This is a genomic window from Paracoccus sp. BR5-17 (assembly GCF_055693925.1).
The window spans coordinates 290,410-311,554 of the sequence record NZ_JBVFUV010000003.1; the positions used below are offsets into that span (position 1 = coordinate 290,410).

Consider the following 21,145-nt stretch of genomic DNA (forward strand, 5'->3'; position numbering starts at 1 on the left):
CGCTGCGGCCCCAGGCGCCGCCCCGTTTCCTGAACCCGTGCCGCATCTCTTGCATGACTTCAGGAAACCGCCATGACCGCCACTTCCACTGACCTGCCGCGATCGGGCACCGCGCCCGATCTTGCCACCACGCGCCTGTCCATCCAGGGCATGAGCTGCGCCGCCTGCTCGGCCCGCATCACGCGGGTGCTGTCCGCCCGCCCCGGCGTCGCCGAGGCGCAGGTGAACCTGCTGGCCGGCTCGGCCAGCATCCGCCACGACCGCTCGCTCTCGCCCCAGGATCTGGCCCAGGCCGTGACGAAGCTGGGCTATCCCGCCACCGTCCCGCAAGAGGCGGCGCCCCGGCCCGCCCCTGACGAGGCCGGCCCGCTGAAGCGCGATTTTCTTCTCGCCCTGGCCCTGACCCTGCCGGTCTTTGTGGCCGAGATGGGCGCGCACCTGGTTCCGGCCTTCCACCACTGGCTGCAGGGCACGTTCGGGGCGCAGCCCCTGAACTGGGCGCAGATGGTCCTGACCGCGCTTGTCCTGGCGCTGCCGGGCCGGCGCTTCTTCGTCACCGGCATCCCCGCCCTGCTGCGCGGCGGCCCCGAGATGAACAGCCTCGTGGCGCTGGGATCGGGGGCGGCCTTCCTCTATTCGGCGGTGGTGGTGCTGATGCCGGGGCTGATCCCGCCCGCCTCGCGCCATGTCTATTTCGAGGCCGCGGCCGTCATCGTCACCCTGATCCTGATGGGCCGCTGGCTGGAGGCGCGGGCCAAGGGCCAGGCGGGGGCGGCTATCCGCGCGCTGATCGAACTGGCGCCCGATCACGCCAATGTCCTGCGCGACGGCAGGCCGGTCCGGACCCCGGTCGCGGACCTGCATCCCGGCGACCTGGTCCTGCTGGCCCCGGGCGAACGCGTGGCCGTGGACGGCGTCGTGACCGAAGGCCAGGGTCATGTCGATGAATCCATGCTGACGGGCGAACCCGTCCCGGCCCCCAAGGCCCCGGGCGACGGCGTCACCGGCGGCACCGTGAACGGCACTGCCGCCCTGACCTACCGCGTCACCGCCACGGGCGCCGACACCACCCTGTCGCGGATCGTGCAGATGGTGGAGGGCGCCCAGAACGCCCGCCTTCCGGTGCAGGCCCTGGTGGACCGCATCACCCGCGTCTTCGTGCCGGTGGTGATCGGGCTGGCGGCGCTGGCCTTCCTACTGTGGCTGGCCTTCGGCCCGGATCTGGCCCATGCGGTCGTCGCCGGCGTGGCGGTCCTGATCATCGCCTGCCCCTGCGCGATGGGTCTGGCGGTGCCGGTTTCGATCATGGTGGGCACGGGGCGGGGGGCGCAGCTTGGCGTGCTGTTCCGCCGGGGCGAGGCCTTGCAGCGCCTGTCGAAGGCCCGGCTGGTGGGCTTCGACAAGACCGGCACCCTGACCCGGGGCCGCCCGGAACTGACGGGCGTGCAGACCGAGGGCATCGCCGAGGACGAGGTTCTGCGCCTTGCCGCCGCCGCCGAGGCGCGGTCCGAGCATCCCCTGGGCGCGGCCATCGTGGCCGGAGCGGTCGGGCGCCGACTGGACCTGCCCCCGGCCACAAGCGTCCAGGCCACTGCCGGACGCGGCCTGACGGCCCTGGTCGAGGGCCGGCGCCTGCTGATCGGCAACATTGCCGCGCTGACCGAGGCCAGGGTTACCCCCGCCCCCGCGCTGGAACGCGCCGCATCAGAGATGGCGGGCCGGGGCGCCACGCCGGTTCACGTGGCGGTGGATGGCCGGCACGCCGCCGTCTTCGCGCTGGAAGACCGGCTCCGCGAGGAAGCCCCCGGAACGGTTGAGGCCCTGCACCGGATGGGCCTGACCACGGTGATGCTGTCGGGCGACATTCCCGCCACCGCCCAGGCCGTCGGCCGGCGCCTGGGGATCGACGACGTGCGCGCGGGACTGATGCCCGGCGACAAGCTGGCGGCGGTCGGCGGCATGGGCGCGGGATCCGTCTTTGTGGGCGACGGGATCAACGATGCCCCCGCGCTTGCAGCGGCGGAAACCGGCATCGCCATCGGCACGGGCACCAGCATCGCCATCGAATCGGCGGATCTGGTGCTGATGTCGGGCGACCTGTCGGGCGTGGTACGCGCCATCCGGCTGTCGCGGGCGGTGATGCGCAACATCCGCCAGAACCTGTTCTGGGCCTTCGCCTACAACACCGCGCTGATCCCGGTCGCGATGGGGGTGCTGGTGCCCTTCGGCGGCCCGCAACTGTCGCCGATGCTGGGCGCCGCGGCGATGGCCCTGTCCTCGGTCTGCGTGGTGGGCAACGCCCTGCGGCTGAGAAGGGTGCGCTAGGCCGGCAACCGCGGGCGCCTGCTGCCGCCCGCGGTCCCAGGGGCCTCAGTGGCCCGTATGGCCCTGCACTTCGTCGGGCGCGCGGTCGTTATCGACCGCCGCCTCGATCTGCCGGGTTCCGCAGTCGCCGAAGTCCAGCGTCAGGGTCACCGTGTCGCCCTGGGCAAGCGGCGCCTTCAGTCCCATCAGCATCACGTGATCGCCGCCGCGGGCCAGCGCGTGTTCGCCGCCCGCAGGGACGGGGATGCCCCCCTCGACGCGCATCATCTTCATCACGCCCCCTTCCTCGGCATGGGTGTGCAGTTCCGCGCGCTCGGCAGCCTCGGTCGAGACGGCGGTCAGCGTGCAGGCGGCGGGGCCGCGATTCTCGACCACCATGAAGACCGCGCCAGTCCTGGGGTTGGCGCTGCGGGCATAGGCGTCGCGGACGGACAGCCCGTCCTGGGCAAGGGCGGCAGCGGGAAGAAGGGCCGCTAGCGCGGCCAGGGTCATGCGGATCATCGGTTCTTGTCCTTCGTGTCAAACTGGCTTGGCGGGGAAGACCTGTTGGGCCGGGGGATCCCGCGCGGCGGCCGGTGGGGCAGCCTGCCCCGGCACGACAAGGACGGAAGAGGGCCGGGCCGTGCGCGCCGGCCCCTGCGGCGAAAGCGCGTCGGCGGACGGAGCGGGCGCCGCCGCCAGCAAGGACAGCGCCATGTCGGGGCAGACATGCGCCCGCCGCTGGCCGTCGGGGCGTTCGACGACGACTAGGCCGTGGCCGGTGCAGATCACCACCCGGTCGGCCCGCAGGATGGTGCCGCGCGCGGCACCCAAGCCGATGCCGGTAAGCATAAGGCACAGAATCAGCGCGTGATGGACCAGGCGTCGCATGGCGCGACCATCGGCGATGAACGGGATCAAGGCAACCGCAATGCAAAAGCCCCGCCGTGGGAACGACGGGGCATGTTGCCGCAGTCAGGGACCGGATCAGGCCTGGGGCGCGTCAGCCTTGGCCAGTTCCCGCTTGATCTTCAGCGCGCGGTCCGACAGCTCGCTGTCCTTGGCCTTGGCCAGATAGGCGTCCAGCCCGCCCCGGTGATCGACCGAACGCAGCGCCGCGGCCGAAATGCGCAGCGAATACGAGCGGCCCAGCTTGTCCGACAGCAGCGTGACCTCGTTCAGGTTCGGCAGGAACCGGCGACGGGTCTTGTTGTTGGCATGGCTCACGTTGTTGCCGGTCATCGGGCCTTTGCCGGTCAGTTCGCAGACGCGCGACATGGTGTTGATCCTTCGTCTTTGCTATGCGGGCGGTCCCGGCGGGGGTTCCGGCCCAAAGTGAAAGGGCGCCGCGAGGCAGCGCCCGGAATTCCGTTTGCGCGTCCCTAATGGAACCGGGTGGGGCCGTCAAGTCCCATCAGGCATAGCCCCGTTCGATGGCGATCAGCCTTTCCTTGCGCCACAGCCCGCCGGCATAGCCGGTCAGCGTGCCGTCGGCGCCGATCACCCGGTGGCAGGGCACCACCAGGGCGATGCGGTTGGTGGCATTGGCCCGCGCCACCGCGCGCATCGCCGTGGGCCGCCCGATCGCTGCGGCAAGCTGGGCATAGCTGCGGGTTTGCCCGGCGGGAATGTCCTGAAGGGCGCGCCACACGGCCTGCTGGAAGGCCGTGCCGTGCAGCGTCACCGGCACATCCAGCCGCAGCCCCTGCCCCGCGAAATAATCGGCAAGCCGCGCTTCGGTCAGGTCGTGGACCGGACCGCGCCCCAGCCCCACCCGCCCGCCGACATGGGCCGACAGGCGACGAAGCCCCAGCGGCAGCGCCTTGCGGTCGATGAATTCAAGCAGGTGCAGCGTCCGGTCGTCGGCAATGGCGATCATGCCCCCCAGCGGCGTGTCGATCCAGTGGGCCAGCAGGTCCGACCCCTGCCGCAAAAGGTGCGGCGCGTGGCCGAACAGCCGCGCAAAGGCCGACCGGAAGCCCGAGGCCGAATCGAATCCCGCGTCCAGTTGCGCCTCGATCATCCGCGATCCCCTTGAAAGGCTCGTCACTCCGTCCCGCAGCCGCGCGGCGCGGGCCATGCCCAGGAAACTTTGCCCGAAATGGCGCTTGAAGGCCCGCCGCACGGTCGAGGGGTCGTGCCCCAGGGCCAGCAGGTCCGCCTCGGACCAGCGGTGGCCGGGGCGGTCGCGCAGCCGGGCCAGAAGATCGCGCACCAGGGGATCGCCTTCGACGGTGGCGCCGGCGGGGTGGCAGCGGCGGCAGGGCCGGAAGCCCGCCGCCCGCGCGGCATCGGCCGTGGCGAACCAGCGGCAGTTCTGCGCCAGGGGCTTGCGGGCCGGGCAGGTCAGCCGGCAGAAGATGCCGGTGGTCGTGACCCCCACCAGGGCCCGTCCCTCCCAAGCGGGATCGCGGGCCAGAAGGGCCGCGTAAAGCGTCGCGTCGTCGGGCAGATCAAGCATGTCACTCACCTTGTCCATGCCCCCGAGCCTAGCCGATCTCGCGGCGCCTCGCGGGCCGCAGGATCGGGCGTCGCATCCTGCCGCGCCAGCCAGTCCAGCATGTCCTGCGCGGCCTCGGCCGGGGCCTTGGCACCGGCCGCCACGGCATCGCCCAGACGGGCCAGCCGGTCGCGCGCCGCGGGCGCGTCCAGCCGGGCCAGCAGCCCCGCGCGAACGTCGGCCAGAAACCACTGGCGTTCCTGTTCGGCGCGGTTGGCCGCGAAATGGCCGTGGTCGCGGCGCCACTGGGCCAGGGACTGCATCTCGGCCCAGGCCTTCTCCAGTCCCTCGCCGGTCGCGGCGGAAACCGGCAGCGCCTTGGGAAAGCCCTCGGGGTCCTGCGGGCGCTTGCGCAGCAGCCGCAGCGCGCCCGCGTAATCGGCCACCGTGCGCCGGGCGGTGCCCAGCAGGTCGCCATCGGCCTTGTTGACCAGGATCAGGTCGGCCATCTCCATGATGCCGCGCTTGACGCCCTGCAATTCGTCGCCGCCGGCCGGGGCCAGCAGCAGCACGAACAGGTCGCACATCTCGGCCACCAGCGTCTCGGACTGGCCGACGCCCACCGTCTCGATCAGCACCACGTCGAAGCCCGCCGCCTCGCACAGCCGGATCGCCTCGCGCGTGCGGCGCGCGACGCCGCCAAGCTGGGCGCTGGAGGGGGTGGGCCGGATGAAGGCCATCGGGTTTCGGGACAGCGTCTCCATCCGGGTCTTGTCGCCCAGGATCGACCCGCCCGACCGGGCCGAGCTGGGGTCGACCGCCAGCACCGCCACGCGCAGGCCCTGCCCGATCAGCATGGTTCCGAAGGCCTCGATGAAGGTGGACTTGCCGACCCCCGGCGTTCCCGACAGCCCGATCCGCAGCGCCTGCCGGTCGGGCAGGCGGGCCAGCAGCGCCACCGCGCGGTCGCGGTGGTCGGGGCGCGTCGATTCGATCAGCGTGATCGCCCGCGACAGGGCGCGCCGGTCCTTGGCGACAAGGGGTTCCAGAAGCTCGTCCATGCCAGAAGGGATAGGCGGCGGCGATGCGATTGCCAAGCGGTCACGGCCGATGGATACTGCGCCGATGATCCGACGCCTTGCCGCCGCAGCCCTGATGATCCTGGCCGCCCTGCCCGCGATGGCCGGCCCGCTGCGGCTGATGATGGTGGAAAAGGACGGCTGCATCTATTGCGAGGCCTGGAACCGCAGCATCGGCCCGGCCTATGCCGGGTCGGCGGCGGGCCGCGCCGCGCCGCTGATGCGGGTGGACATCCACGGCCCCTGGCCCGACGGGCTGGCCCTGGCGCGCAGGCCCTTCGTCACCCCGACCTTCATCCTGCTGGACGGCGGGCTGGAGGTCGGGCGCCTGGAAGGCCACATGACCGCCGCGCAGTTCTGGCCCGCCCTGGACGCCCTGCTGGACCAGGCCCGCTGAGCGGGCTTTCCCACGTCCCCCGCTTCGGCTAGTCACCGGCAACGCTGTCAGTTCAGGGGGACGATCATGCATGACATCCGTGCCATCCGGGAAAACCCGGCGGCCTTCGACGCCGCCCTGGCGCGGCGCGGGCTTGCGCCGCTGTCGGACCGCATCCTGTCGCTGGACGCCGACCGCCGGGCGCGCATCGTCGCGTCCGAGACCGCGCAGGCCGACCAGAACCGCGCCAGCAAGGAGGTCGGCGCCGCCAAGGCCCGGGGCGACGACGCCGAGTTCGAGCGCCTGCGCACTCTCGTGGCCGAGAAGAAGGCCGACGTCACCCGGATGCAGGCCGAGGCCTCGCTGCTGGACGGCCGCCTGCGCGACCTGCTGATGGAGATCCCCAACCTGCCGCTGGACGGCGTCCCCGACGGGCGCGACGAAAGCGACAACGTGGAACTGCGCCGCTGGGGCAGCCCGCGCGCCTTCGACTTTCCCGCGCGCGAGCATTTCGAGATCGCCGGCGTGCGTCCGGGCATGGACTTCCAGACCGCCGCCAAGCTGTCGGGCAGCCGCTTCGTGGTGCTGAAGGGCGCCGTCGCGCGCATCCACCGGGCGCTGGCGCAGTTCATGCTGGATCTGCACGTGAACCGTCACGGGCTCGAGGAGACCTGGACCCCCGTCCTGGTGCTGGAAGACATGATGGTAGGCACCGGGCAACTGCCCAAGTTCGGCCAGGACAGCTATCTGACCCGCGAGGGCTACTGGCTGATCCCCACGGCCGAGGTGACGCTGACGAACACCGTGAACGGCGATCTGGTCGATCACGCCAGCCTGCCCCGCCGCATGGTGGCCCATTCCCAGTGCTTCCGATCCGAGGCGGGCAGCGCGGGCCGCGACACCACCGGAATGCTGCGCCAGCACCAGTTCGAGAAGGTCGAGATGGTGTCCGTCACCGACGCCGAGGACGGCCTTGCCGAACACGACCGCATGACCCGCTGCGCCGAAGCCGTACTCGAGGCGCTGGAACTGCCCTATCGCACCATCGTCCTGTGCACCGGCGACATGGGCTTTGGCGCGCGCATCACCCATGACCTGGAAGTGTGGCTGCCCGGCCAGGACAAGTACCGCGAGATCAGCAGCGTCAGCTATTGCGGCGATTTCCAGGCGCGGCGGATGAACGCGCGCTATCGCTCCGACAAGACCGGCAAGCCGGAATTCGTCCATACGCTGAACGGCTCGGGGCTGGCGGTGGGACGGGCGCTGATCGCGGTGCTGGAAAACGGCCAGCAGGCCGACGGGTCGGTGGCGCTTCCCCAGGCGCTTCACCCCTATCTGGGCGGCGCGACCCTGCTGGGGGCCGATGGCCGCCTGGCCTGAAGCCGGCAAAATGCGCGATCCGGCGCCGCGGCCGAAACTGCGGCGCCGATCCCCGCGTTGGCTGTCATGGCGCGCGGGGCAGACATCTTCCATCTGGGATCGGTGACGATCTTCATCGCCAGCGGGATCCTTCTGGCGACGCTGAGGCGCCCCGCCGCGCAGGGCGCGGTGCCCGACCTGTCGCAGGGTCCGGTTCTGGATGCCTTCGGGGTGGGGGCGAACCTTCCCGTCGCCAGCCTGCCGCAACTCTATCTCCAGCCGCAGAACCCGCTGATGTGGGCGCTGCTTCTGACGCTGTGGGGGCTGCTGCTTCTGGACGGGATCGGCCAGTACCTGGATCCTTCGGACCTGGGGCCGGCCCCCGCCGCCCATCCGCTGAGCCTTGCGCTGCTGTGCGGGGCGGCGTGGCCCTGGCTTGCGGTGCTGAGCAAGCCGCTGGCGACGCTGGGGGCGCTGCTGATGATGGCGGCGGCGCTGTCGGGGGCGATCCGGGCGCGGGGCCAGCGCCGCCCGACCCCGGCCTTCCTGGCGGGGTGGAGCGTCGCCCTGGCCACCGCGACGGTGGCCACGCTGATCGGCGCGCCGCTGTCGCTGACGACGCCGCAGACGGCGATCCTGGCGATCCTGCCTGGCGCCGTCATCGGCATGATCGGCCAGGAACGGCTGGGACGGTCGCTGGGCTTCTCGATCGCGATCATCTGGGCCTTCTGCGCGGTGGCGATCACGACGATGGGCAGCAATCCCGGCGTGGCGCTGGCGGCCATCATCGGCATCTCGGGGATGGGGATGGTGCTGGTGCGCGCCGCGACCTGATCGCGCTAGCTGCCCTTGGGCTTCTGCCGATTCCGGTGCTTGGACAGCGCCCCCGACTGGCTGATCCTGCCGGCCTTGTCCTTGTAGGGGTTGTCCGCCCCCTGGTCGCGGAAGAACAGCCGGATGGGTGTGCCGGGCATGTCGAAGTCCTGCCGCAACCCGTTCACCAGATACCGCTGGTAGCTGTCGGGCAGCTTGTCGGTATGGGTCGCCTTGACGACGAAGGCGGGCGGACGGGTCTTGACCTGCGTCATGTAACGCAGCCGGATCCGGCGGCCGCCCGGCGCCGGGGGCGGATGGCTTTCGGTCATCGCGGCAAGCCACTGGTTCAGCCGGGCGGTGGGGACGCGCCGGTTCCAGACCTCGTGCGCCTTGAGGATCGCGGCGTGCAGCCGGTCCAGCCCCTTGCCGGTTCGCGCGGACACCGTGACCAGCGGCGCGCCCTTCAACTGCGGCAGCAGCTTTTCGAAGTTGGCGCGCAGTTCGTTCAGCTTGTGGGGCTTGTCCTCTTCCAGATCCCACTTGTTCGCGGCGATGACGACGGCGCGGCCCTCGGTCTCGGCGAAGTCGGCGATGCGCAGATCCTGCTGCTCGAAGGGAATGGCCACGTCCAGAAGGACCACCACCACCTCGGCAAAGCGGACGGCGCGCAACCCGTCGGCCACCGACAGCTTCTCCAGCTTGTCCGTCACCCGGGCGCGCTTGCGCATCCCGGCGGTATCGAAGATGCGCATGGGCGTGCCCATGAAGGTCGTGCTGACGCTGATCGAATCGCGGGTGATCCCGGCCTCGGGGCCGGTCAGAAGGCGATCCTCGCCGATGATCTTGTTGATGAGGGTGGACTTGCCCGCATTGGGACGGCCGATCACCGCCAGTTGCAAGGGGCGCGCCGCAGATGGCCGCCAATCCTCGGCCCCGGTGCCCGCTTCGGCATCGGCTTCGGACAGATCCACGTCCGTCTCGGCGGCTGCCGGGGACGGCCGCTCGGCCTCGATGCGGTCCGCCAGCGGCACCAGGGCGCGATAGAGATCGTCCATCCCCTCGCCGTGTTCGGCGCTGATGCGCAGCGGCTCTCCCAGGCCCAGGCCATAGGCCTCGATCGCGCCGGATTCGCCTGCCCGACCCTCGGCCTTGTTGGCGGCGACGATGACATGGCGGGCGCGGCGGCGCAGGATTTCTGCAAAATACTCGTCGGCGGCCGTCACGCCCGCGCGGGCGTCGATCACGAACAGGCAGATGTCGGCCTCGTCCACGGCGCGTTCGGTCAGGCGGCGCATCCGGCCCTGCAGGCTGTCGTCGTCGGCCATTTCAAGGCCGGCGCTGTCGATCACCACGAAGCGCAGGTCACCCAGGCGCGCGGCGCCCTCGCGCAGGTCGCGGGTGACGCCGGGCTGGTCGTCGACCAGGGCCAGCTTCTTGCCGACGAGGCGGTTGAACAGGGTCGATTTGCCGACATTGGGCCGGCCGACGATGGCAAGGGTGAAGGTCATCGGAAGGCGTGCAACTGGCCCGCGCGCGAGACGACATAGATCGTCTGGCCCGCCACGGCGGGGGCGGCGGCGGCGCCGCCGGGGATCGGCGCCTGGCCCACCAGGGCGCCCGAGCCGGGATCGAACACCCGCATCACCCCGTCCGAGGAGGTCACGAACAGCCGACCCCCCGCCAGGACCGGGCCGAAATGGGCGTGGATGCGGTCCTGCCTGCGGATCCGCCTGTCCGTGTAGTAGGGAAGCTGGACGCGCCAGATCACGCCGCCGCTGGCGGCATCGAGGCGGACCAGTTCGGCCTGATCGTTGACGGCGAAGACCGACCCGCCCGCCACGACGACCGGGCTGTTGGCGCCGTCGCGGGCCGACCAGGCCTCGATCCCGCTGTCCATCTCGACCGCGTTGATGCGCCCCGAGGAGGTGCCGCCATAGACCCTGTTGCCGGCGATCACCGGATCGCCGGTCATGTCGCGGATGTTGGCGATGGCCCGGCCGATCCGCATCCCGCCCACCTGCGAGGTCCACAGGGTCGCGCCGGTTTCGCGGTCGGCGGCCAGAAGCTGGCCCGAGGCGAAGGGAAAGATCACCGTGTCGCCCTGGACCGCGGGCACCGACACGCCCATCACCCCCGCCGTGGACGGCGTGCCGGATGTCTGCCACAGCACCCGGCCGTCGGCCGCGCGCACCGCCCAGCCGATGTCGTTGCGGCCCAGCACATAGACCACGCCGTTCTGCACCGCCGGGCCGCCGCCGATCGGCGCATCGACCCGCTGGCGCCACAGCACCCGGCCCGAGGCCGCGTCAAGCGCGACCAGTTCGCCGAAGCCGCTGGTGGCATAGACGCGCCCCGCCTCATAGGCCAGCCCGCCGCCCGACACGCTGTCGCGGGTTTCCAGGGCCGGGGCGATGTCGCTGCTCCAGACGGTGGCGCCGCCGGTGCTGGTCGCCGTCACCCGCGTCCGGCTGTCCAGCGTGAAGACCAGCCCGCCGCCCACCACCGGGTCGGCGCTGATGCGATGGCGCTTGTCGCTGCCCTGCCCGACGGGGGCGGTCCAGATCCGGGTCGTGCCGGCGCCGACGGCCAGATGCCCCGGCTGGTGGGCCGCATTGCCGGCGCGGTGGGTCCATTCCCCGTTCGTAACCGGCGCGGCAAGGTTCAGCGCGGTCGAGGTGACCGGAGCGGGTCCTTCGATCGCCGGCCCGTCAGGAGAGGTGACCGCCAGCGGGTCCAGCCGCTGTCCCGGCAAGATGGGATCGCGTTCGCCGCAGGCCTGCAGGCCAAGCGTGGCCGCCAGGGCCAGGGTCAGTCGCAGCGTGGCGGTCATTCCTCGCCTCTCCCTCGTGTCTTCGGTCATTGGCCCGCGTCAGCCGGCAGGCATGGTGTCGGACGGTTCCGCTTCGACGCCCAGCGCGATCATCATCTCGGACAGGCGCAGGCGCAAGGCTTGCGACAGGCCGTCCTTCTGCTGGATCTGGCGGATCAGGCTGACCGCATCCTCGGTCCGCCCGGCGCCGACCAGGGCGATCGCCTTCTGCTCGAGGGCCAGCAGCTCGAAGGGGGCGCCGGTGCGCGACAGGCGGGCCAGGATCTCGTCGCGCTGGGCGGGATCCATCCTCTCGCCCTGCAGGATCACCAGCTTCAGTTCGGCCAGGTCGTGCAGGACGGTGCCCGCCGCCTGATCGCCCGCCACCTCGCGCAGCGCCTGGGCCGCGGCCTCGTCCTCGCCGGCCTCGGACCACTCGGACGCGGCCAGCAGCGCCGCCAGGATGCGGCGGGATTCGGCGCCGCGGGGATCGACCTCCAGGATGGCCGCCGGATCGCCCGCAGCCTCGGCCGCCAGGATCGCGTCGCCCCAGGCGCGGGCCTGCGCCTGGTCCCGGGCCTGGCTGTATTCGCGCCAGATGACGCCCGCGACGATGCCCAGGATGACCAGGCCCGCCAGCCAGCCCCAGCGGCGGAACAGCCGGAACAGCCGTTCGCGGCGCAGGTCCTCGAAGACCTCGTCGATGAAATTGTCGTTCTGGTTGGCCATGCCGCCTTCCGCCCCGCCTTCCGCAGTCTCTTGCGCCTTGTCTTATACCGCTGCGGGCCGGAAAGCCAAGCAGGCGCTTGGCCGGAACGGGAAAGGCCCGGCGCGACGGCCGGGCCCTGTGCCTGCTGGCGCGGGGATCACATCCGCGAGGCGACGTTTTCCCAGTTCACGAGGTTGTTGAGGAAGTTTTCCAGATATTTCGGCCGCGCGTTGCGGAAGTCGATGTAATAGCTGTGTTCCCAGACGTCGCAGCCCAGAAGCGCGGTCTGCCCGTGGCAGAGCGGGTTCACGCCGTTCTCGGTCCGGGTGACCTCCAGCCCGCCGTCGGCGTTCCTGACCAGCCAGACCCAGCCCGAACCGAACTGCGCCACGCCGCCTTCGGCGAACTTCTTCTTGAAGTCATCGACCGATCCGAAGGACTCGGTGATCGCCCGTTCCAGTTCCGAGGGCATGGCGCCGGGGGTCGGCGTCATCATCTCCCAGAACTGGGCGTGGTTCCAGTGCTGGCTGGCGTTGTTGAAGATGCCGTTCTGCGCCACCGCGCCCTTCTGGTAGGTGCCCCTGACGATCTCCTCCAGCGGCTTGCCGTCCCATTCGGTGCCCGCGACCAGCTCGTTCAGCTTGTCCACATAGGCCTTGTGGTGCTTGTCGTGGTGGTATTCCAGCGTTTCCCTGGACATGCCGCCCTGGGCCAGGGCGTCATGGGCGTAGGGAAGATCGGGGAGGGTGAAGGCCATCTTTCTGTCCTTTCATAAGGGGTTGAGGCATCGGTCGGGGCACAGTCCGGGATCTCGTCCGGCCGACGCAAGAGGGCCGGATGCTTCGCAGGGGCCGCCGCAACGCCGCAGACCGGGGGCGCTTGCCCCCGGTCCTTGCCGGATGACGGAATGTGGATCGGATGTCCGGTCAGTCGGCCGGAGCCGTCGTCGCGGGCGCAGCCGGGGTCGCGGGCGCGGCCGGTTCGACTTCCACCGCATCGTCCTCGAGTTCGTCGTCCGCGGCGGTATCCGCGGTGCCGGCAGGCTCGGTGGTGACCGCCGTATCGGTGGTCGCATCCGCAGCCGGCTCCTCGCCGCCCGACATGAAGAAGAACAGCAGCGCCACGATGACGATGATGGCTCCGATGATGATGTACATGCGATTGCTGTTGCGCTCGGCCATTCTTGCCCCTTTCGGATCAATCATTCATATCCGGACAATGAAGGCCGGGCTTCTCTGGTTCCCTCGATGTCCCGCGACCGGCGAATCCGCCGCGTCATGGGCCAAGGCCCGCCGGTGTCCTTCGCCGCCCTTGCGACAGCCTGCCGCTTTCCGCCGGACGCAAATGCCCTTAGAAGATGGGCCTGACCAAAGAGGCTCGCATGTTCTGGATCATCTGCGCCGCACTGACGGGGGCCGTGGGCCTTGCGATCGCCGCCCCCTTGCTGCGCGGGCGCGGCCATGCCGCCCCGCCTGCCGCGGCCTACGACCTTCAGGTGTACCGCGACCAGCTGCTCGAGGTGGACCGCGACCTGCAACGCGGGGTGATCGCGGCCGAGGATGCGGCGCGGCTGCGCACCGAGATCGGGCGCAAGGTGCTGGACGCCGACCGCCGGCTGTCGCAGGCCGGGGGCCAGGGGAAGGGCGCGGGGGCCGGCGGGCTGGCGGTGGCCCTGCTGGCTCTGTGCCTTGCGGCGGGCCTGGCGCTTTACCTGCGCGAAGGCCGGCCCGGGCTTGGCGACCTGCCCCTGGCGCAGCGCATCGCCCAGGCGGAACAGCGCTATCAGGACCGCCCCGGCCAGGCCGAGGCCGAGGCCTTGGCGCCCGCCCCTGCCCCGCCCGAGGTGCCCGAGGACTTAGCCGCCCTGATCCGCCAGCTTCGCGAGGCCGTGGCGCGCAATCCCGACGATCCGCAGGGCCTTGCGCTTCTGGCCGTCAACGAACTTCGGCTGGGCAATGTGGCCGCCGCCCGCGATGCCCAGCAGCGGCTGGTCGAGCTTCGCGGCGACCAGGCCTCGTCGGACGACCTGGTGCGCCTTGCCGCGCTGATGATCGAGGCGGCGGGCGGCCTGATCACCCCCGAGGCCGAGGAAGTCCTGGCCCGCGGCCTGGGCCGGGATCCGTCCAATCCCCAGGGGCGCTACCTGCTGGGGCTGCTGCAGCTGCAGAACGACCGCCCCGACCGCGCCTTCCCGGTCTGGCGCCGCCTGCTCGAGGAAGGCCCCGAGGATGCGCCCTGGATCCCGCCGATCCGGAACGCCATTGCCGACCTGGCCTGGCTTGCGGGCCATCCCGACTACGTTCCCCCCGCGCCCGTCGCCGCGCCGCTGCCCGGCCCCGACGCCGATGCCGTGGCGGCGGCCGAGGAGATGACCCCGCAGCAGCGTCAGGACATGGTCGTCGGCATGGTGCGCCAACTCCAGGCGCGGCTGGCCCAGCAGGGCGGCAGCCCCGAGGAATGGGCGCGGCTGATCTCCTCTCTGGTGGTGATCGGCGATCTGGACCACGCCCGCGAGATCTGGGCCGAAGCCCGGACCCGCTTTGCCGACCAGCCCGAGGCGCTGGAAACCGTCCGCCGCGCCGCCGCAGGGTCGGGGCTGGCGGAATGATCCACGCCGACATCACCGACTTCGCCGCCGGGCTGCCCCCGGTCGGAGCCATCGCCGGGCTGGATCTGGGCACCAGGACCATCGGCGTGGCCGTCAGCGACGGGCTGCGGCAGGTGGCCTCGCCGCTGACGGTGATCCGGCGGCAGAAGTTCACGCTGGACGCGCAGAGCCTGCTGGCCATCGCCGCCGACCGCGCCCTGATCGGCCTGGTCCTGGGCCTGCCGCGCAACATGGACGGCAGCGAAGGCCCGCGCGCGCAGTCCACCCGCGCCTTCGCCCGCAACCTGGAACGGCTGACCGATCTGCCCATCACCTTCTGGGACGAACGGCTGTCCACGGTGGCCGCCGAACGCGCGCTGCTGGAAGCCGACACCTCGCGCAGGCGCCGGGCCGAGGTGATCGACCAGGTGGCGGCGGGCTATATCCTGCAGGGCGCGCTGGACCGTCTGCGCCATCTTCGCCGATGATCGAAAGCCCCTGCATCAGGATCTGCGTGATCGACCCGAAGACCCGGCTCTGCACCGGCTGCTGGCGCAGGCTGGACGAAATCGCCGCATGGTCCCGCCTGTCGCCCGAAGACCGCCGCCGGATCATGGCGGACCTGCCCGCCCGCGCGTCCCGGCAGGGCTGACATCTTCTGTGCCGAAATATCCCCGGGGGACGCGCGGAACGCGCGGGGGGCAGGCAGCCCCCTGCCCGCTTGCTGCGTGATCGGCCATCTGCGATAGAAGCCCGACCCGACCTTGAGGCCCGTCATGACCTTTCGCGCCCGCCACCTTCTGGGCATCGACCACCTCTCCCCGCCCGAGATCACCGCGCTTCTGGATCTGGCCGGGGACTACGTCGCCCTGAACCGCCGCACGGTCAAGCATTCCGACGCGCTCGCGGGGATGACGCAGATCAACATGTTCTTCGAGAACTCGACCCGGACGCAGGCCAGCTTCGAACTGGCGGGCAAGCGGCTGGGCGCCGACGTGATGAACATGGCCGTGGCCCACAGCAGCGTGAAGAAGGGCGAGACGCTGATCGACACCGCCCTGACGCTGAACGCGATGCAGCCCGACCTGCTGGTGGTGCGCCACCCCAACAGCGGCGCGGTGAACCTGCTGGCGGAAAAGGTCACCTGCGCCGTCATCAACGCCGGCGACGGGCGCCACGAACACCCGACGCAGGCGCTGCTGGATGCGCTGACCATCCGCCGCGCCAAGGGCCGGCTGCACCGCCTGACCATCGCCATCTGCGGCGACATCGCCAACAGCCGCGTGGCCCGGTCGAACCTGCTGCTGCTGGGCAAGATGGAAAACCGCCTGCGCCTGATCGGCCCCGCCACCCTGATGCCCGCGGGCGCGGCCGAGATGGGGGTCGAGCTGTTCGAGGACATGCGCCAGGGCCTGAAGGGCGCCGACGTGGTGATGATGCTGCGGCTGCAGAAGGAACGCATGGACGGCGGCTTCATCCCGTCGGAACGCGAATACTTCCACCGCTTCGGCCTCGACGCCGAAAAGCTGGCCTGCGCGGCCCCCGATGCCATCGTCATGCATCCCGGCCCGATGAACCGCGGGGTCGAGATCGACGGCCTCATCGCCGACGACATCAACCGGTCGGTCATTCAGGATCAGGTGGAAATGGGCGTGGCCGTGCGCATGGCCGCGCTTGACCTGCTGGCGCGGAACCTGCGCGCGGAACGCGGCCGGGCGGCGGCGGGGGTGATGGTATGACCGCCATCCTGTTCACCAACGCCCGCCTGATCGACCCCGAGGCGCAGTCCGATGCCCCCGGCAGCCTGCTGGTCCAGGGGGGCGTGATCCGCGGCAGCGGCGCGGACGCCCCCGATGGCGCCACCGTCATCGACTGCGGCGGCCGGGCCCTGGCGCCGGGGATCATCGACTGGGGCGTGAAGATCGGCGAGCCGGGCGAGCGCCACAAGGAATCCTTTCGCAGCGCCGGCCTTGCGGCGGCGGCGGGCGGCGTCACCACCATCGTCGCCCGCCCCGACACCCTGCCGCCGATCGACACGCCCGAATCGCTGGAATTCGTCACCCGGCGGGCGGCGGACGCGCCGGTGAACATCCGCCACATGGCCAGCCTCACCAAGGCCCGCGAGGGGCGCGAGATGGTCGAGATCGGGTTCCTGACCGATGCCGGGGCCGTCGCCTTCACCGACGGCGTGCGCCAAGTCACCGACACGCGGCTTCTGTCGCGCTGCATGACCTATGCGCGGGGGCTGGGCGCGCTGATCGTGGGCCATCCGCAGGACGCGGGGCTGTCGCGGGGGGCGGCGGCCACCAGCGGCAAGTTTGCCTCGATCTATGGCATCCCGGCCGTCTCGCCCATGGCCGAGGTGATCGGGCTGGACCGCGACCTGTCGCTGGTCGCCATGACCGGCTGCCGCTGGCACGCCGACCAGATTACCGCGGCCGCCGCCCTGCCCGCGCTGCGTCGCGCGCGCGACGCGGGACTGGACGTGACGGCGGGGATCTCGATCCACCACCTGACGCTGAACGAATACGACGTGGGCGATTACCGGACGTTCTTCCGCTTCACCCCGCCGCTGCGGTCCGAGGACGACCGGCTGGCGATGGTGCAGGCCGTGGCGGAGGGGCTGATCGACGTGATCGCCAGCTTCCACACCCCCCAAGACGAGGAATCCAAGCGCCTGCCCTTCGAGGCCGCCGCCCCCGGCGCCGTGGGCCTGCAGACGCTGCTGCCCGCCGCGATGCGCCTGTATCACCAGGGCGGGCTGACCCTGCCGCAGCTGTGGCGGGCGATGTCGCTGAACCCGGCGCGTCGGTTGGGCCTGCCCGGCGGCCGGCTGACGGCGGGCGCGCCTGCCGATCTGGTGCTGTTCGACCCGGACGCGCCCTTCGTGCTGGACCGCTTCACCCTGCGGTCGAAGTCGAAGAACACGCCCTTCGACGGCGCCCGGCTGGAAGGGCGCGTCCTGGGCACCTGGGTCGCCGGCCGGCGCGTCTTCGGAGGCGAGGCATGATCCTGATCCTGTGGAGCGTTTTCGGCTATCTGCTGGGCTCGATCCCCTTCGGGCTGGCGATCGCGCGGGCCCTGGGGCTGGGCGATCTGCGCAAGATCGGCTCGGGCAATATCGGGGCGACCAACGTGCTGCGGACCGGCAACAAGGGCGCGGCCTTGGCAACGCTGCTGCTGGATTCGGGCAAGGGCGCCATCGCCGTGCTGGTGGCCCGCCATTTCGGCGGCGAGACGGCGGCGATGCTGGCGGGCGGCGCGGCCTTTCTGGGCCATTGCTTCCCCGTCTGGCTGGGCTTTCGCGGCGGCAAGGGCGTCGCCACCTTCCTGGGCACGCTGATCGCGCTGCACTGGGCGCTGGGGCTGACCGCCTGCGCCGTGTGGCTGGCCACGGCGCTTGTCAGCCGCATCAGCAGCCTGTCGGCGCTGCTGGCGGCGGCGCTGTCGCCGGTCTTGGCCTGGGGCCTCGGACGTTCCGACCTGGTCGCCGTCAGCCTGTTCATGGCGGTGCTGATCTTCATCCGCCACCGCCCGAACATCGCCCGCCTGCTGGCCGGGACTGAACCCCGGATCGGCCGGCGCTAGGCCCGGCGGCGGCGCAGGGCCACGAAGCTGCCCAGCCCGGTCAGAAGAAACGGCAGCCCGCCCGTCAGCGGAACCGGCGCCAGTTCCGACCCGATCGCGTCCAGGGCGGCCTGACCGAACTGCGCATGGGCCAGAAGGTTCGGATGGACCGAATCGAAGAACAGCCGGGTCAGCGATTCGGCGTCGCTGCACACGGCCGGCTGGCCGAACGCCCCCGCCACCCCCGCGCTGGGAAACAGGCAGGGCAGCGTCGTGTCGCCATAGCCGAACCCGGCAGGATCCGCCAGGATGCTGTTCAACTGCGCATAGATGTCCAGGTCGATGACGTTCAGGCCCCCGGATTCGAGCGCGGCGACATTCGCCGCCAGCCGCGCGTTGTAGGCCGATGTGGCCGCGCTGGCCAGCAGCCGGGCCTGGGGCTGGAACAGCGAAAAGCCCGGCGTCGCGCCTAGATCGGGCAGGTTCGAGATCAGGAAGTCGCGCACCCCGCGGGCGCCCAGGAAGCTGGCCGTTTCCGCCACCGCGTCGGCCGCCCTGACCGCCGCGGTCAGGGCATTGGCCACCGGGTCGCCGCTGGCCAGGCCCGCAAAGATGTCGTTCGCCCCCGCCAGGATCGACACCAGGGGCCGCGATCCGAAGCTGGCCGAGGCCGCGGCCAGGACCTGCCGCTGGGCGGTCAGGCCCGGCGTGGGATCCAGCAGATCGGCCGGCTCGGCCGCCTCGGCCCCGCCGAAGGCCAGGTTGCCCGTCGGCCGGCCCTCGGCCTCGAACGCCTCGGCGACGTATTCCGCGAAGGTCCGGCCGTTGGAAAAGCGCGGCCCGTCCTGGGGCGCGTAATAGGCCGCCCGTCCCGGCTGGGCAGAGATCGGCGCCCCCGGATGGCCCGCGGCAAAGACGGCCAGCGGCAGGTTGCCGTCGTCCGTCAGGCTGTCCCCCAAGGCCCAGAAGCTGGTGAAGGCATTCGTCACCACCGAGGCCTGCGCCGTCAGCGGCGCTGCGATGATGGCAACGGTCAGCAGGAATTTGCGCATGATCCCCCCATGTGCTTTTCCGCTCAGGCTAAAGGCAGCAGGGGCGCCGAGACAACAGGAAAGATCCGGGGGGCAGGCTGGGTCCCGGGCCGGCCGCGGATCGCCGCCCTCAGCGTTCGGCGACCAGGCTGCGGCCCGTCGGGCGCGCGGGACGGCCGGGGGCCGGTTCGGGCTGCGGCTGGGCCACGACCTCGCGCAGGGGCGCCTGGCTGAACAGCCGCGCGGGGGCGGCCAGGGGCGCGGCCCCGCCCTGTCCGGCGATCCGACGCAGCGCCTCGGCCCCGCGCCGCGCCGAGATCGCCAGCGAGATCAGCGCCAGGCAGGTCCCGGCCGCCAGGATCAGCCCGACGATGCCCAGAAGCCCCAGGAAGATCGGCAGCGGTGGCAGGCCCTCGGCCTGGCCGACCTGCGAGACGATCGCCCCGATCAGCGCGATGACCCCCACCGCGAAGACCGCACCGACGATCCGCTGCACCCATACCATCGCATCCGCCTTCATCCGTGCCGCTCCTTCGCCGCTGTTTCAGGCCGTTCCCGCCTTGGCGTGCCACCGACGCCAGCGGCTTTCAAGCCTGTTGCGGTCATTTTGTCGTGCATTGGGGATGGCGGCACGGGCCCCTGCCGGATCACCCCGGGGCGGATCAGTAGGAATAGTCGCGATAGATCGCGGTCAAATCGCCGTTCCATTCGCCGTGGTACTTTTCCAGCAGTTCGTCGGCCGGCACCTTGCCGCTATCCAGGCTTTCCTTCAGCGCATCCAGGAAATGCGTCTCGTCCGGGATCATGCCGCCGGCGCCGGGGCGGGCGCGGTTGGCCAGACCCTGTTCGGCGATGGCCACGACCTCGCGCGCCAGATCCTGCATGTGGATGCCGTTCACGCTGGCCTGCAGGGCATGGAGACCGGCCTGCCGGCGCAGACCCTCGCGCGTCTCGTCATCCCAGCCCTTGACCAGATCCCAGGCGGCATCCAGCGCACCCTGGTCATAGATCAGCCCGACCCACAGCGCCGGCAGCGCGCAGAGCCGCCGCCAGGGGCCGCCGTCGGCGCCGCGCATCTCGATGTATTTCTTGACGCGGGCCTCGGGGAAGACGGTGGTCATGTGGTCGGCCCAGTCCGACAGGGTCGGCACCTCGCCCGGCAGGGCGGGCAGGCGGCCGTCCAGGAAGTCGCGGAAGGACTGGCCCAGGGCGTCGATATACTGGCCGTCGCGATAGACGAAATACATCGGCACGTTCAGGACGTAATTCACCCAGGCCTCGTAGCCGAAGCCGTCCTGGAAAACGAAGGGCAGCATCCCCGTGCGGGCGTCGTCCAGGTTCTGCCAGATATGCGCGCGCCAGCTTTTCCAGCCGTTGGGCTTGCCGTCGAGGAAGGGCGAATTGGCGAACAGCGCGTTGGCGACGGGCTGCAGCGACAGGGCGACGCGCAGCTTCTTGACCATGTCGGCTTCCGAGGCGAAATCCAGGTTCACCTGCACCGTGCAGGTGCGGTACATCATCTGCTTGCCCAGCGTGCCGACCCGGTCCATGTAGTCGGTCATCAGCCGATAGCGCCCCTTGGGCATCATCGGCATGTCGTCCTGTCCCCAGATCGGCGCGGCCCCCAGGCCGATGAAGCCCGCGCCGATGCGGTCGGCCACCTGCTTCACCTCGGCCAGGTGCTGGTTCACCTCGTCGCAGGTCTGGTGGATGGTTTCCAGGGGCGCGCCCGACAGTTCCAGCTGCCCCCCGGTTCCAGGCTGATATTGGCCCCGTCGCGCTGCAGGCCGATCAGCCGGTCCTGTTCCATGACCGGATCCCAGCCGAAGCCGTCCCGAAGCCCGGACAGCATAGCATGGACCGAACAGGCGCCCTCGTAGGGCAGAGGCTTCAGGGTCGCCTTGTCGTAGCCGAACTTCTCGTGTTCGGTGCCGATGCGCCAGGCGTCGCGCGGCTTTTCGCCGCTGGCGATATAGGCCGCCAGTTGGTCGCGGCTTTCGATCGGGCCTCCGCCCTGTTGTGGTATCGACATGAGGCGGGGCCTTTCGAGCGTGTCTGCCGGTCACAG

At 71.0% G+C, this 21,145-nt stretch carries 22 protein-coding genes and 1 pseudogene; 10 read left to right on the forward strand and 13 right to left on the reverse strand.

The genetic code is table 11. From position 1 onward, the window contains the following. Positions 1-72 precede the first annotated feature (72 nt). Positions 73-2,325 (forward strand): heavy metal translocating P-type ATPase, encoded by a 2,253-nt coding sequence (locus ACZ1HC_RS02615; protein ID WP_472698625.1) that lies wholly within the window; start codon positions 73-75, stop codon positions 2,323-2,325. 45 nt (positions 2,326-2,370) lie between these two features. Here the strand turns inward: ACZ1HC_RS02615 and ACZ1HC_RS02620 are convergent, their stop codons facing one another. The 5 genes from ACZ1HC_RS02620 to meaB form a co-directional block, all read right to left on the reverse strand. After that, on the reverse strand, positions 2,371-2,826 hold the full coding sequence (locus tag ACZ1HC_RS02620) for a copper chaperone PCu(A)C (protein WP_472698626.1): 456 nt from the start codon (positions 2,824-2,826) through the stop codon (positions 2,371-2,373). Between the two features lie 18 nt (positions 2,827-2,844). Beyond that, on the reverse strand, positions 2,845-3,195 hold the full coding sequence (locus ACZ1HC_RS02625; protein WP_472698627.1) for a hypothetical protein: 351 nt from the start codon (positions 3,193-3,195) through the stop codon (positions 2,845-2,847). Positions 3,196-3,291: 96 nt separating this feature from the next. Then, positions 3,292-3,582 carry a 50S ribosomal protein L28 gene (rpmB, locus tag ACZ1HC_RS02630; protein WP_472698628.1) on the reverse strand — a complete coding sequence of 97 codons (291 nt, stop codon included), beginning with the start codon at positions 3,580-3,582 and terminating at the stop codon, positions 3,292-3,294. 136 nt (positions 3,583-3,718) lie between these two features. After that, positions 3,719-4,765, reverse strand: a complete 1,047-nt coding sequence (locus ACZ1HC_RS02635) for a bifunctional transcriptional activator/DNA repair enzyme AdaA (protein WP_472698629.1) — start codon at positions 4,763-4,765, stop codon at positions 3,719-3,721. A 5-nt stretch (positions 4,766-4,770) separates the two neighbouring features. After that, positions 4,771-5,805 carry a methylmalonyl Co-A mutase-associated GTPase MeaB gene (meaB, locus tag ACZ1HC_RS02640; protein ID WP_472698630.1) on the reverse strand — a complete coding sequence of 345 codons (1,035 nt, stop codon included), beginning with the start codon at positions 5,803-5,805 and terminating at the stop codon, positions 4,771-4,773. A 64-nt stretch (positions 5,806-5,869) separates the two neighbouring features. Here meaB and ACZ1HC_RS02645 point away from each other — a divergent pair, with 64 nt between their 5' ends. The 3 genes from ACZ1HC_RS02645 to ACZ1HC_RS02655 all read left to right on the forward strand — a co-directional run bounded on the left by ACZ1HC_RS02645 (position 5,870) and on the right by ACZ1HC_RS02655 (position 8,392). Next, the gene (locus ACZ1HC_RS02645) at positions 5,870-6,220 is read left to right on the forward strand and encodes a SoxS protein (protein ID WP_472698631.1); all 351 of its coding nucleotides are present in this window, start codon (positions 5,870-5,872) and stop codon (positions 6,218-6,220) included. 66 nt (positions 6,221-6,286) lie between these two features. Beyond that, on the forward strand, positions 6,287-7,579 hold the full coding sequence (serS, locus tag ACZ1HC_RS02650; protein ID WP_472698632.1) for a serine--tRNA ligase: 1,293 nt from the start codon (positions 6,287-6,289) through the stop codon (positions 7,577-7,579). 66 nt (positions 7,580-7,645) lie between these two features. Then, the gene (locus ACZ1HC_RS02655; RefSeq protein ID WP_472698633.1) at positions 7,646-8,392 is read left to right on the forward strand and encodes a hypothetical protein; all 747 of its coding nucleotides are present in this window, start codon (positions 7,646-7,648) and stop codon (positions 8,390-8,392) included. A 5-nt stretch (positions 8,393-8,397) separates the two neighbouring features. On the opposite strand, the gene der is transcribed toward ACZ1HC_RS02655, so the two are convergent. The 5 genes from der to ACZ1HC_RS02680 all read right to left on the reverse strand — a co-directional run bounded on the left by der (position 8,398) and on the right by ACZ1HC_RS02680 (position 13,073). Next, positions 8,398-9,882, reverse strand: coding sequence for a ribosome biogenesis GTPase Der (gene der, locus ACZ1HC_RS02660; RefSeq protein WP_472698634.1), 1,485 nt, complete (start codon positions 9,880-9,882; stop codon positions 8,398-8,400). After that, a complete protein-coding gene (locus ACZ1HC_RS02665) occupies positions 9,879-11,204 on the reverse strand; it encodes a PQQ-like beta-propeller repeat protein (protein WP_472698635.1) in 1,326 nt (441 codons plus the stop codon). The genes der and ACZ1HC_RS02665 overlap by 4 nt, the downstream gene beginning before the upstream one ends. A gap of 39 nt (positions 11,205-11,243) precedes the next feature. Then, complete coding sequence (locus tag ACZ1HC_RS02670) at positions 11,244-11,912, reverse strand: tetratricopeptide repeat protein (protein ID WP_472698636.1); 669 nt, start codon at positions 11,910-11,912, stop codon at positions 11,244-11,246. Positions 11,913-12,049: 137 nt separating this feature from the next. Further along, positions 12,050-12,649, reverse strand: coding sequence for a superoxide dismutase (locus tag ACZ1HC_RS02675; RefSeq protein ID WP_472698637.1), 600 nt, complete (start codon positions 12,647-12,649; stop codon positions 12,050-12,052). A 169-nt stretch (positions 12,650-12,818) separates the two neighbouring features. Next, positions 12,819-13,073, reverse strand: coding sequence for a hypothetical protein (locus tag ACZ1HC_RS02680; RefSeq protein WP_472698638.1), 255 nt, complete (start codon positions 13,071-13,073; stop codon positions 12,819-12,821). A 200-nt stretch (positions 13,074-13,273) separates the two neighbouring features. Between ACZ1HC_RS02680 and ccmI the strand changes: the two genes are divergently transcribed. From ccmI to plsY, 6 genes are all read left to right on the forward strand, one after another. Then, entirely contained in the window at positions 13,274-14,500 is a 1,227-nt protein-coding gene (ccmI, locus tag ACZ1HC_RS02685) for a c-type cytochrome biogenesis protein CcmI (RefSeq protein WP_472698639.1), read from the forward strand. Next, positions 14,497-14,967 carry a Holliday junction resolvase RuvX gene (ruvX, locus tag ACZ1HC_RS02690; RefSeq protein ID WP_472698640.1) on the forward strand — a complete coding sequence of 157 codons (471 nt, stop codon included), beginning with the start codon at positions 14,497-14,499 and terminating at the stop codon, positions 14,965-14,967. The genes ccmI and ruvX overlap by 4 nt, the downstream gene beginning before the upstream one ends. Then, the gene (locus ACZ1HC_RS02695) at positions 14,964-15,131 is read left to right on the forward strand and encodes a DUF1289 domain-containing protein (RefSeq protein WP_472698641.1); all 168 of its coding nucleotides are present in this window, start codon (positions 14,964-14,966) and stop codon (positions 15,129-15,131) included. The genes ruvX and ACZ1HC_RS02695 overlap by 4 nt, the downstream gene beginning before the upstream one ends. 124 nt (positions 15,132-15,255) lie before the next feature. Beyond that, positions 15,256-16,218, forward strand: a complete 963-nt coding sequence (locus tag ACZ1HC_RS02700; protein ID WP_472698642.1) for an aspartate carbamoyltransferase catalytic subunit — start codon at positions 15,256-15,258, stop codon at positions 16,216-16,218. Continuing rightward, a complete protein-coding gene (gene pyrC, locus ACZ1HC_RS02705) occupies positions 16,215-17,489 on the forward strand; it encodes a dihydroorotase (RefSeq protein ID WP_472698643.1) in 1,275 nt (424 codons plus the stop codon). Before ACZ1HC_RS02700 ends, pyrC begins: the two co-directional genes overlap by 4 nt. Then, a complete protein-coding gene (gene plsY, locus ACZ1HC_RS02710; protein ID WP_472698644.1) occupies positions 17,486-18,067 on the forward strand; it encodes a glycerol-3-phosphate 1-O-acyltransferase PlsY in 582 nt (193 codons plus the stop codon). The genes pyrC and plsY overlap by 4 nt, the downstream gene beginning before the upstream one ends. On the opposite strand, the gene ACZ1HC_RS02715 is transcribed toward plsY, so the two are convergent. The 3 genes and pseudogenes from ACZ1HC_RS02715 to ACZ1HC_RS02725 form a co-directional block, all read right to left on the reverse strand. Continuing rightward, a complete protein-coding gene (locus ACZ1HC_RS02715) occupies positions 18,064-19,098 on the reverse strand; it encodes an SGNH/GDSL hydrolase family protein (RefSeq protein WP_472698645.1) in 1,035 nt (344 codons plus the stop codon). The two genes, plsY and ACZ1HC_RS02715, sit on opposite strands and share 4 nt — an antisense overlap. Before the next feature lie 109 nt (positions 19,099-19,207). Beyond that, a complete protein-coding gene (locus ACZ1HC_RS02720; RefSeq protein ID WP_472698646.1) occupies positions 19,208-19,597 on the reverse strand; it encodes a hypothetical protein in 390 nt (129 codons plus the stop codon). 142 nt (positions 19,598-19,739) lie between these two features. After that, positions 19,740-21,109 (reverse strand): annotated as a pseudogene (locus ACZ1HC_RS02725) (glutamate--cysteine ligase). Positions 21,110-21,145: the final 36 nt, after the last annotated feature.

Excerpts from the sequence above, each read along its gene's own strand:
- ACZ1HC_RS02615 (WP_472698625.1), top strand. The coding sequence starts at position 73 with ATGACCGCCACTTCCACTGACCTGCCGCGATCGGGCACCGCGCCCGAT.
- ACZ1HC_RS02620 (WP_472698626.1), bottom strand. The coding sequence starts at position 2,826 with ATGATCCGCATGACCCTGGCCGCGCTAGCGGCCCTTCTTCCCGCTGCC.
- ACZ1HC_RS02625 (WP_472698627.1), bottom strand. The coding sequence starts at position 3,195 with ATGCGACGCCTGGTCCATCACGCGCTGATTCTGTGCCTTATGCTTACC.
- rpmB (WP_472698628.1), bottom strand. The coding sequence starts at position 3,582 with ATGTCGCGCGTCTGCGAACTGACCGGCAAAGGCCCGATGACCGGCAAC.
- ACZ1HC_RS02635 (WP_472698629.1), bottom strand. The coding sequence starts at position 4,765 with ATGCTTGATCTGCCCGACGACGCGACGCTTTACGCGGCCCTTCTGGCC.
- meaB (WP_472698630.1), bottom strand. The coding sequence starts at position 5,805 with ATGGACGAGCTTCTGGAACCCCTTGTCGCCAAGGACCGGCGCGCCCTG.
- ACZ1HC_RS02645 (WP_472698631.1), top strand. The coding sequence starts at position 5,870 with ATGATCCGACGCCTTGCCGCCGCAGCCCTGATGATCCTGGCCGCCCTG.
- serS (WP_472698632.1), top strand. The coding sequence starts at position 6,287 with ATGCATGACATCCGTGCCATCCGGGAAAACCCGGCGGCCTTCGACGCC.
- ACZ1HC_RS02655 (WP_472698633.1), top strand. The coding sequence starts at position 7,646 with ATGGCGCGCGGGGCAGACATCTTCCATCTGGGATCGGTGACGATCTTC.
- der (WP_472698634.1), bottom strand. The coding sequence starts at position 9,882 with ATGACCTTCACCCTTGCCATCGTCGGCCGGCCCAATGTCGGCAAATCG.
- ACZ1HC_RS02665 (WP_472698635.1), bottom strand. The coding sequence starts at position 11,204 with ATGACCGCCACGCTGCGACTGACCCTGGCCCTGGCGGCCACGCTTGGC.
- ACZ1HC_RS02670 (WP_472698636.1), bottom strand. The coding sequence starts at position 11,912 with ATGGCCAACCAGAACGACAATTTCATCGACGAGGTCTTCGAGGACCTG.
- ACZ1HC_RS02675 (WP_472698637.1), bottom strand. The coding sequence starts at position 12,649 with ATGGCCTTCACCCTCCCCGATCTTCCCTACGCCCATGACGCCCTGGCC.
- ACZ1HC_RS02680 (WP_472698638.1), bottom strand. The coding sequence starts at position 13,073 with ATGGCCGAGCGCAACAGCAATCGCATGTACATCATCATCGGAGCCATC.
- ccmI (WP_472698639.1), top strand. The coding sequence starts at position 13,274 with ATGTTCTGGATCATCTGCGCCGCACTGACGGGGGCCGTGGGCCTTGCG.
- ruvX (WP_472698640.1), top strand. The coding sequence starts at position 14,497 with ATGATCCACGCCGACATCACCGACTTCGCCGCCGGGCTGCCCCCGGTC.
- ACZ1HC_RS02695 (WP_472698641.1), top strand. The coding sequence starts at position 14,964 with ATGATCGAAAGCCCCTGCATCAGGATCTGCGTGATCGACCCGAAGACC.
- ACZ1HC_RS02700 (WP_472698642.1), top strand. The coding sequence starts at position 15,256 with ATGACCTTTCGCGCCCGCCACCTTCTGGGCATCGACCACCTCTCCCCG.
- pyrC (WP_472698643.1), top strand. The coding sequence starts at position 16,215 with ATGACCGCCATCCTGTTCACCAACGCCCGCCTGATCGACCCCGAGGCG.
- plsY (WP_472698644.1), top strand. The coding sequence starts at position 17,486 with ATGATCCTGATCCTGTGGAGCGTTTTCGGCTATCTGCTGGGCTCGATC.
- ACZ1HC_RS02715 (WP_472698645.1), bottom strand. The coding sequence starts at position 19,098 with ATGCGCAAATTCCTGCTGACCGTTGCCATCATCGCAGCGCCGCTGACG.
- ACZ1HC_RS02720 (WP_472698646.1), bottom strand. The coding sequence starts at position 19,597 with ATGAAGGCGGATGCGATGGTATGGGTGCAGCGGATCGTCGGTGCGGTC.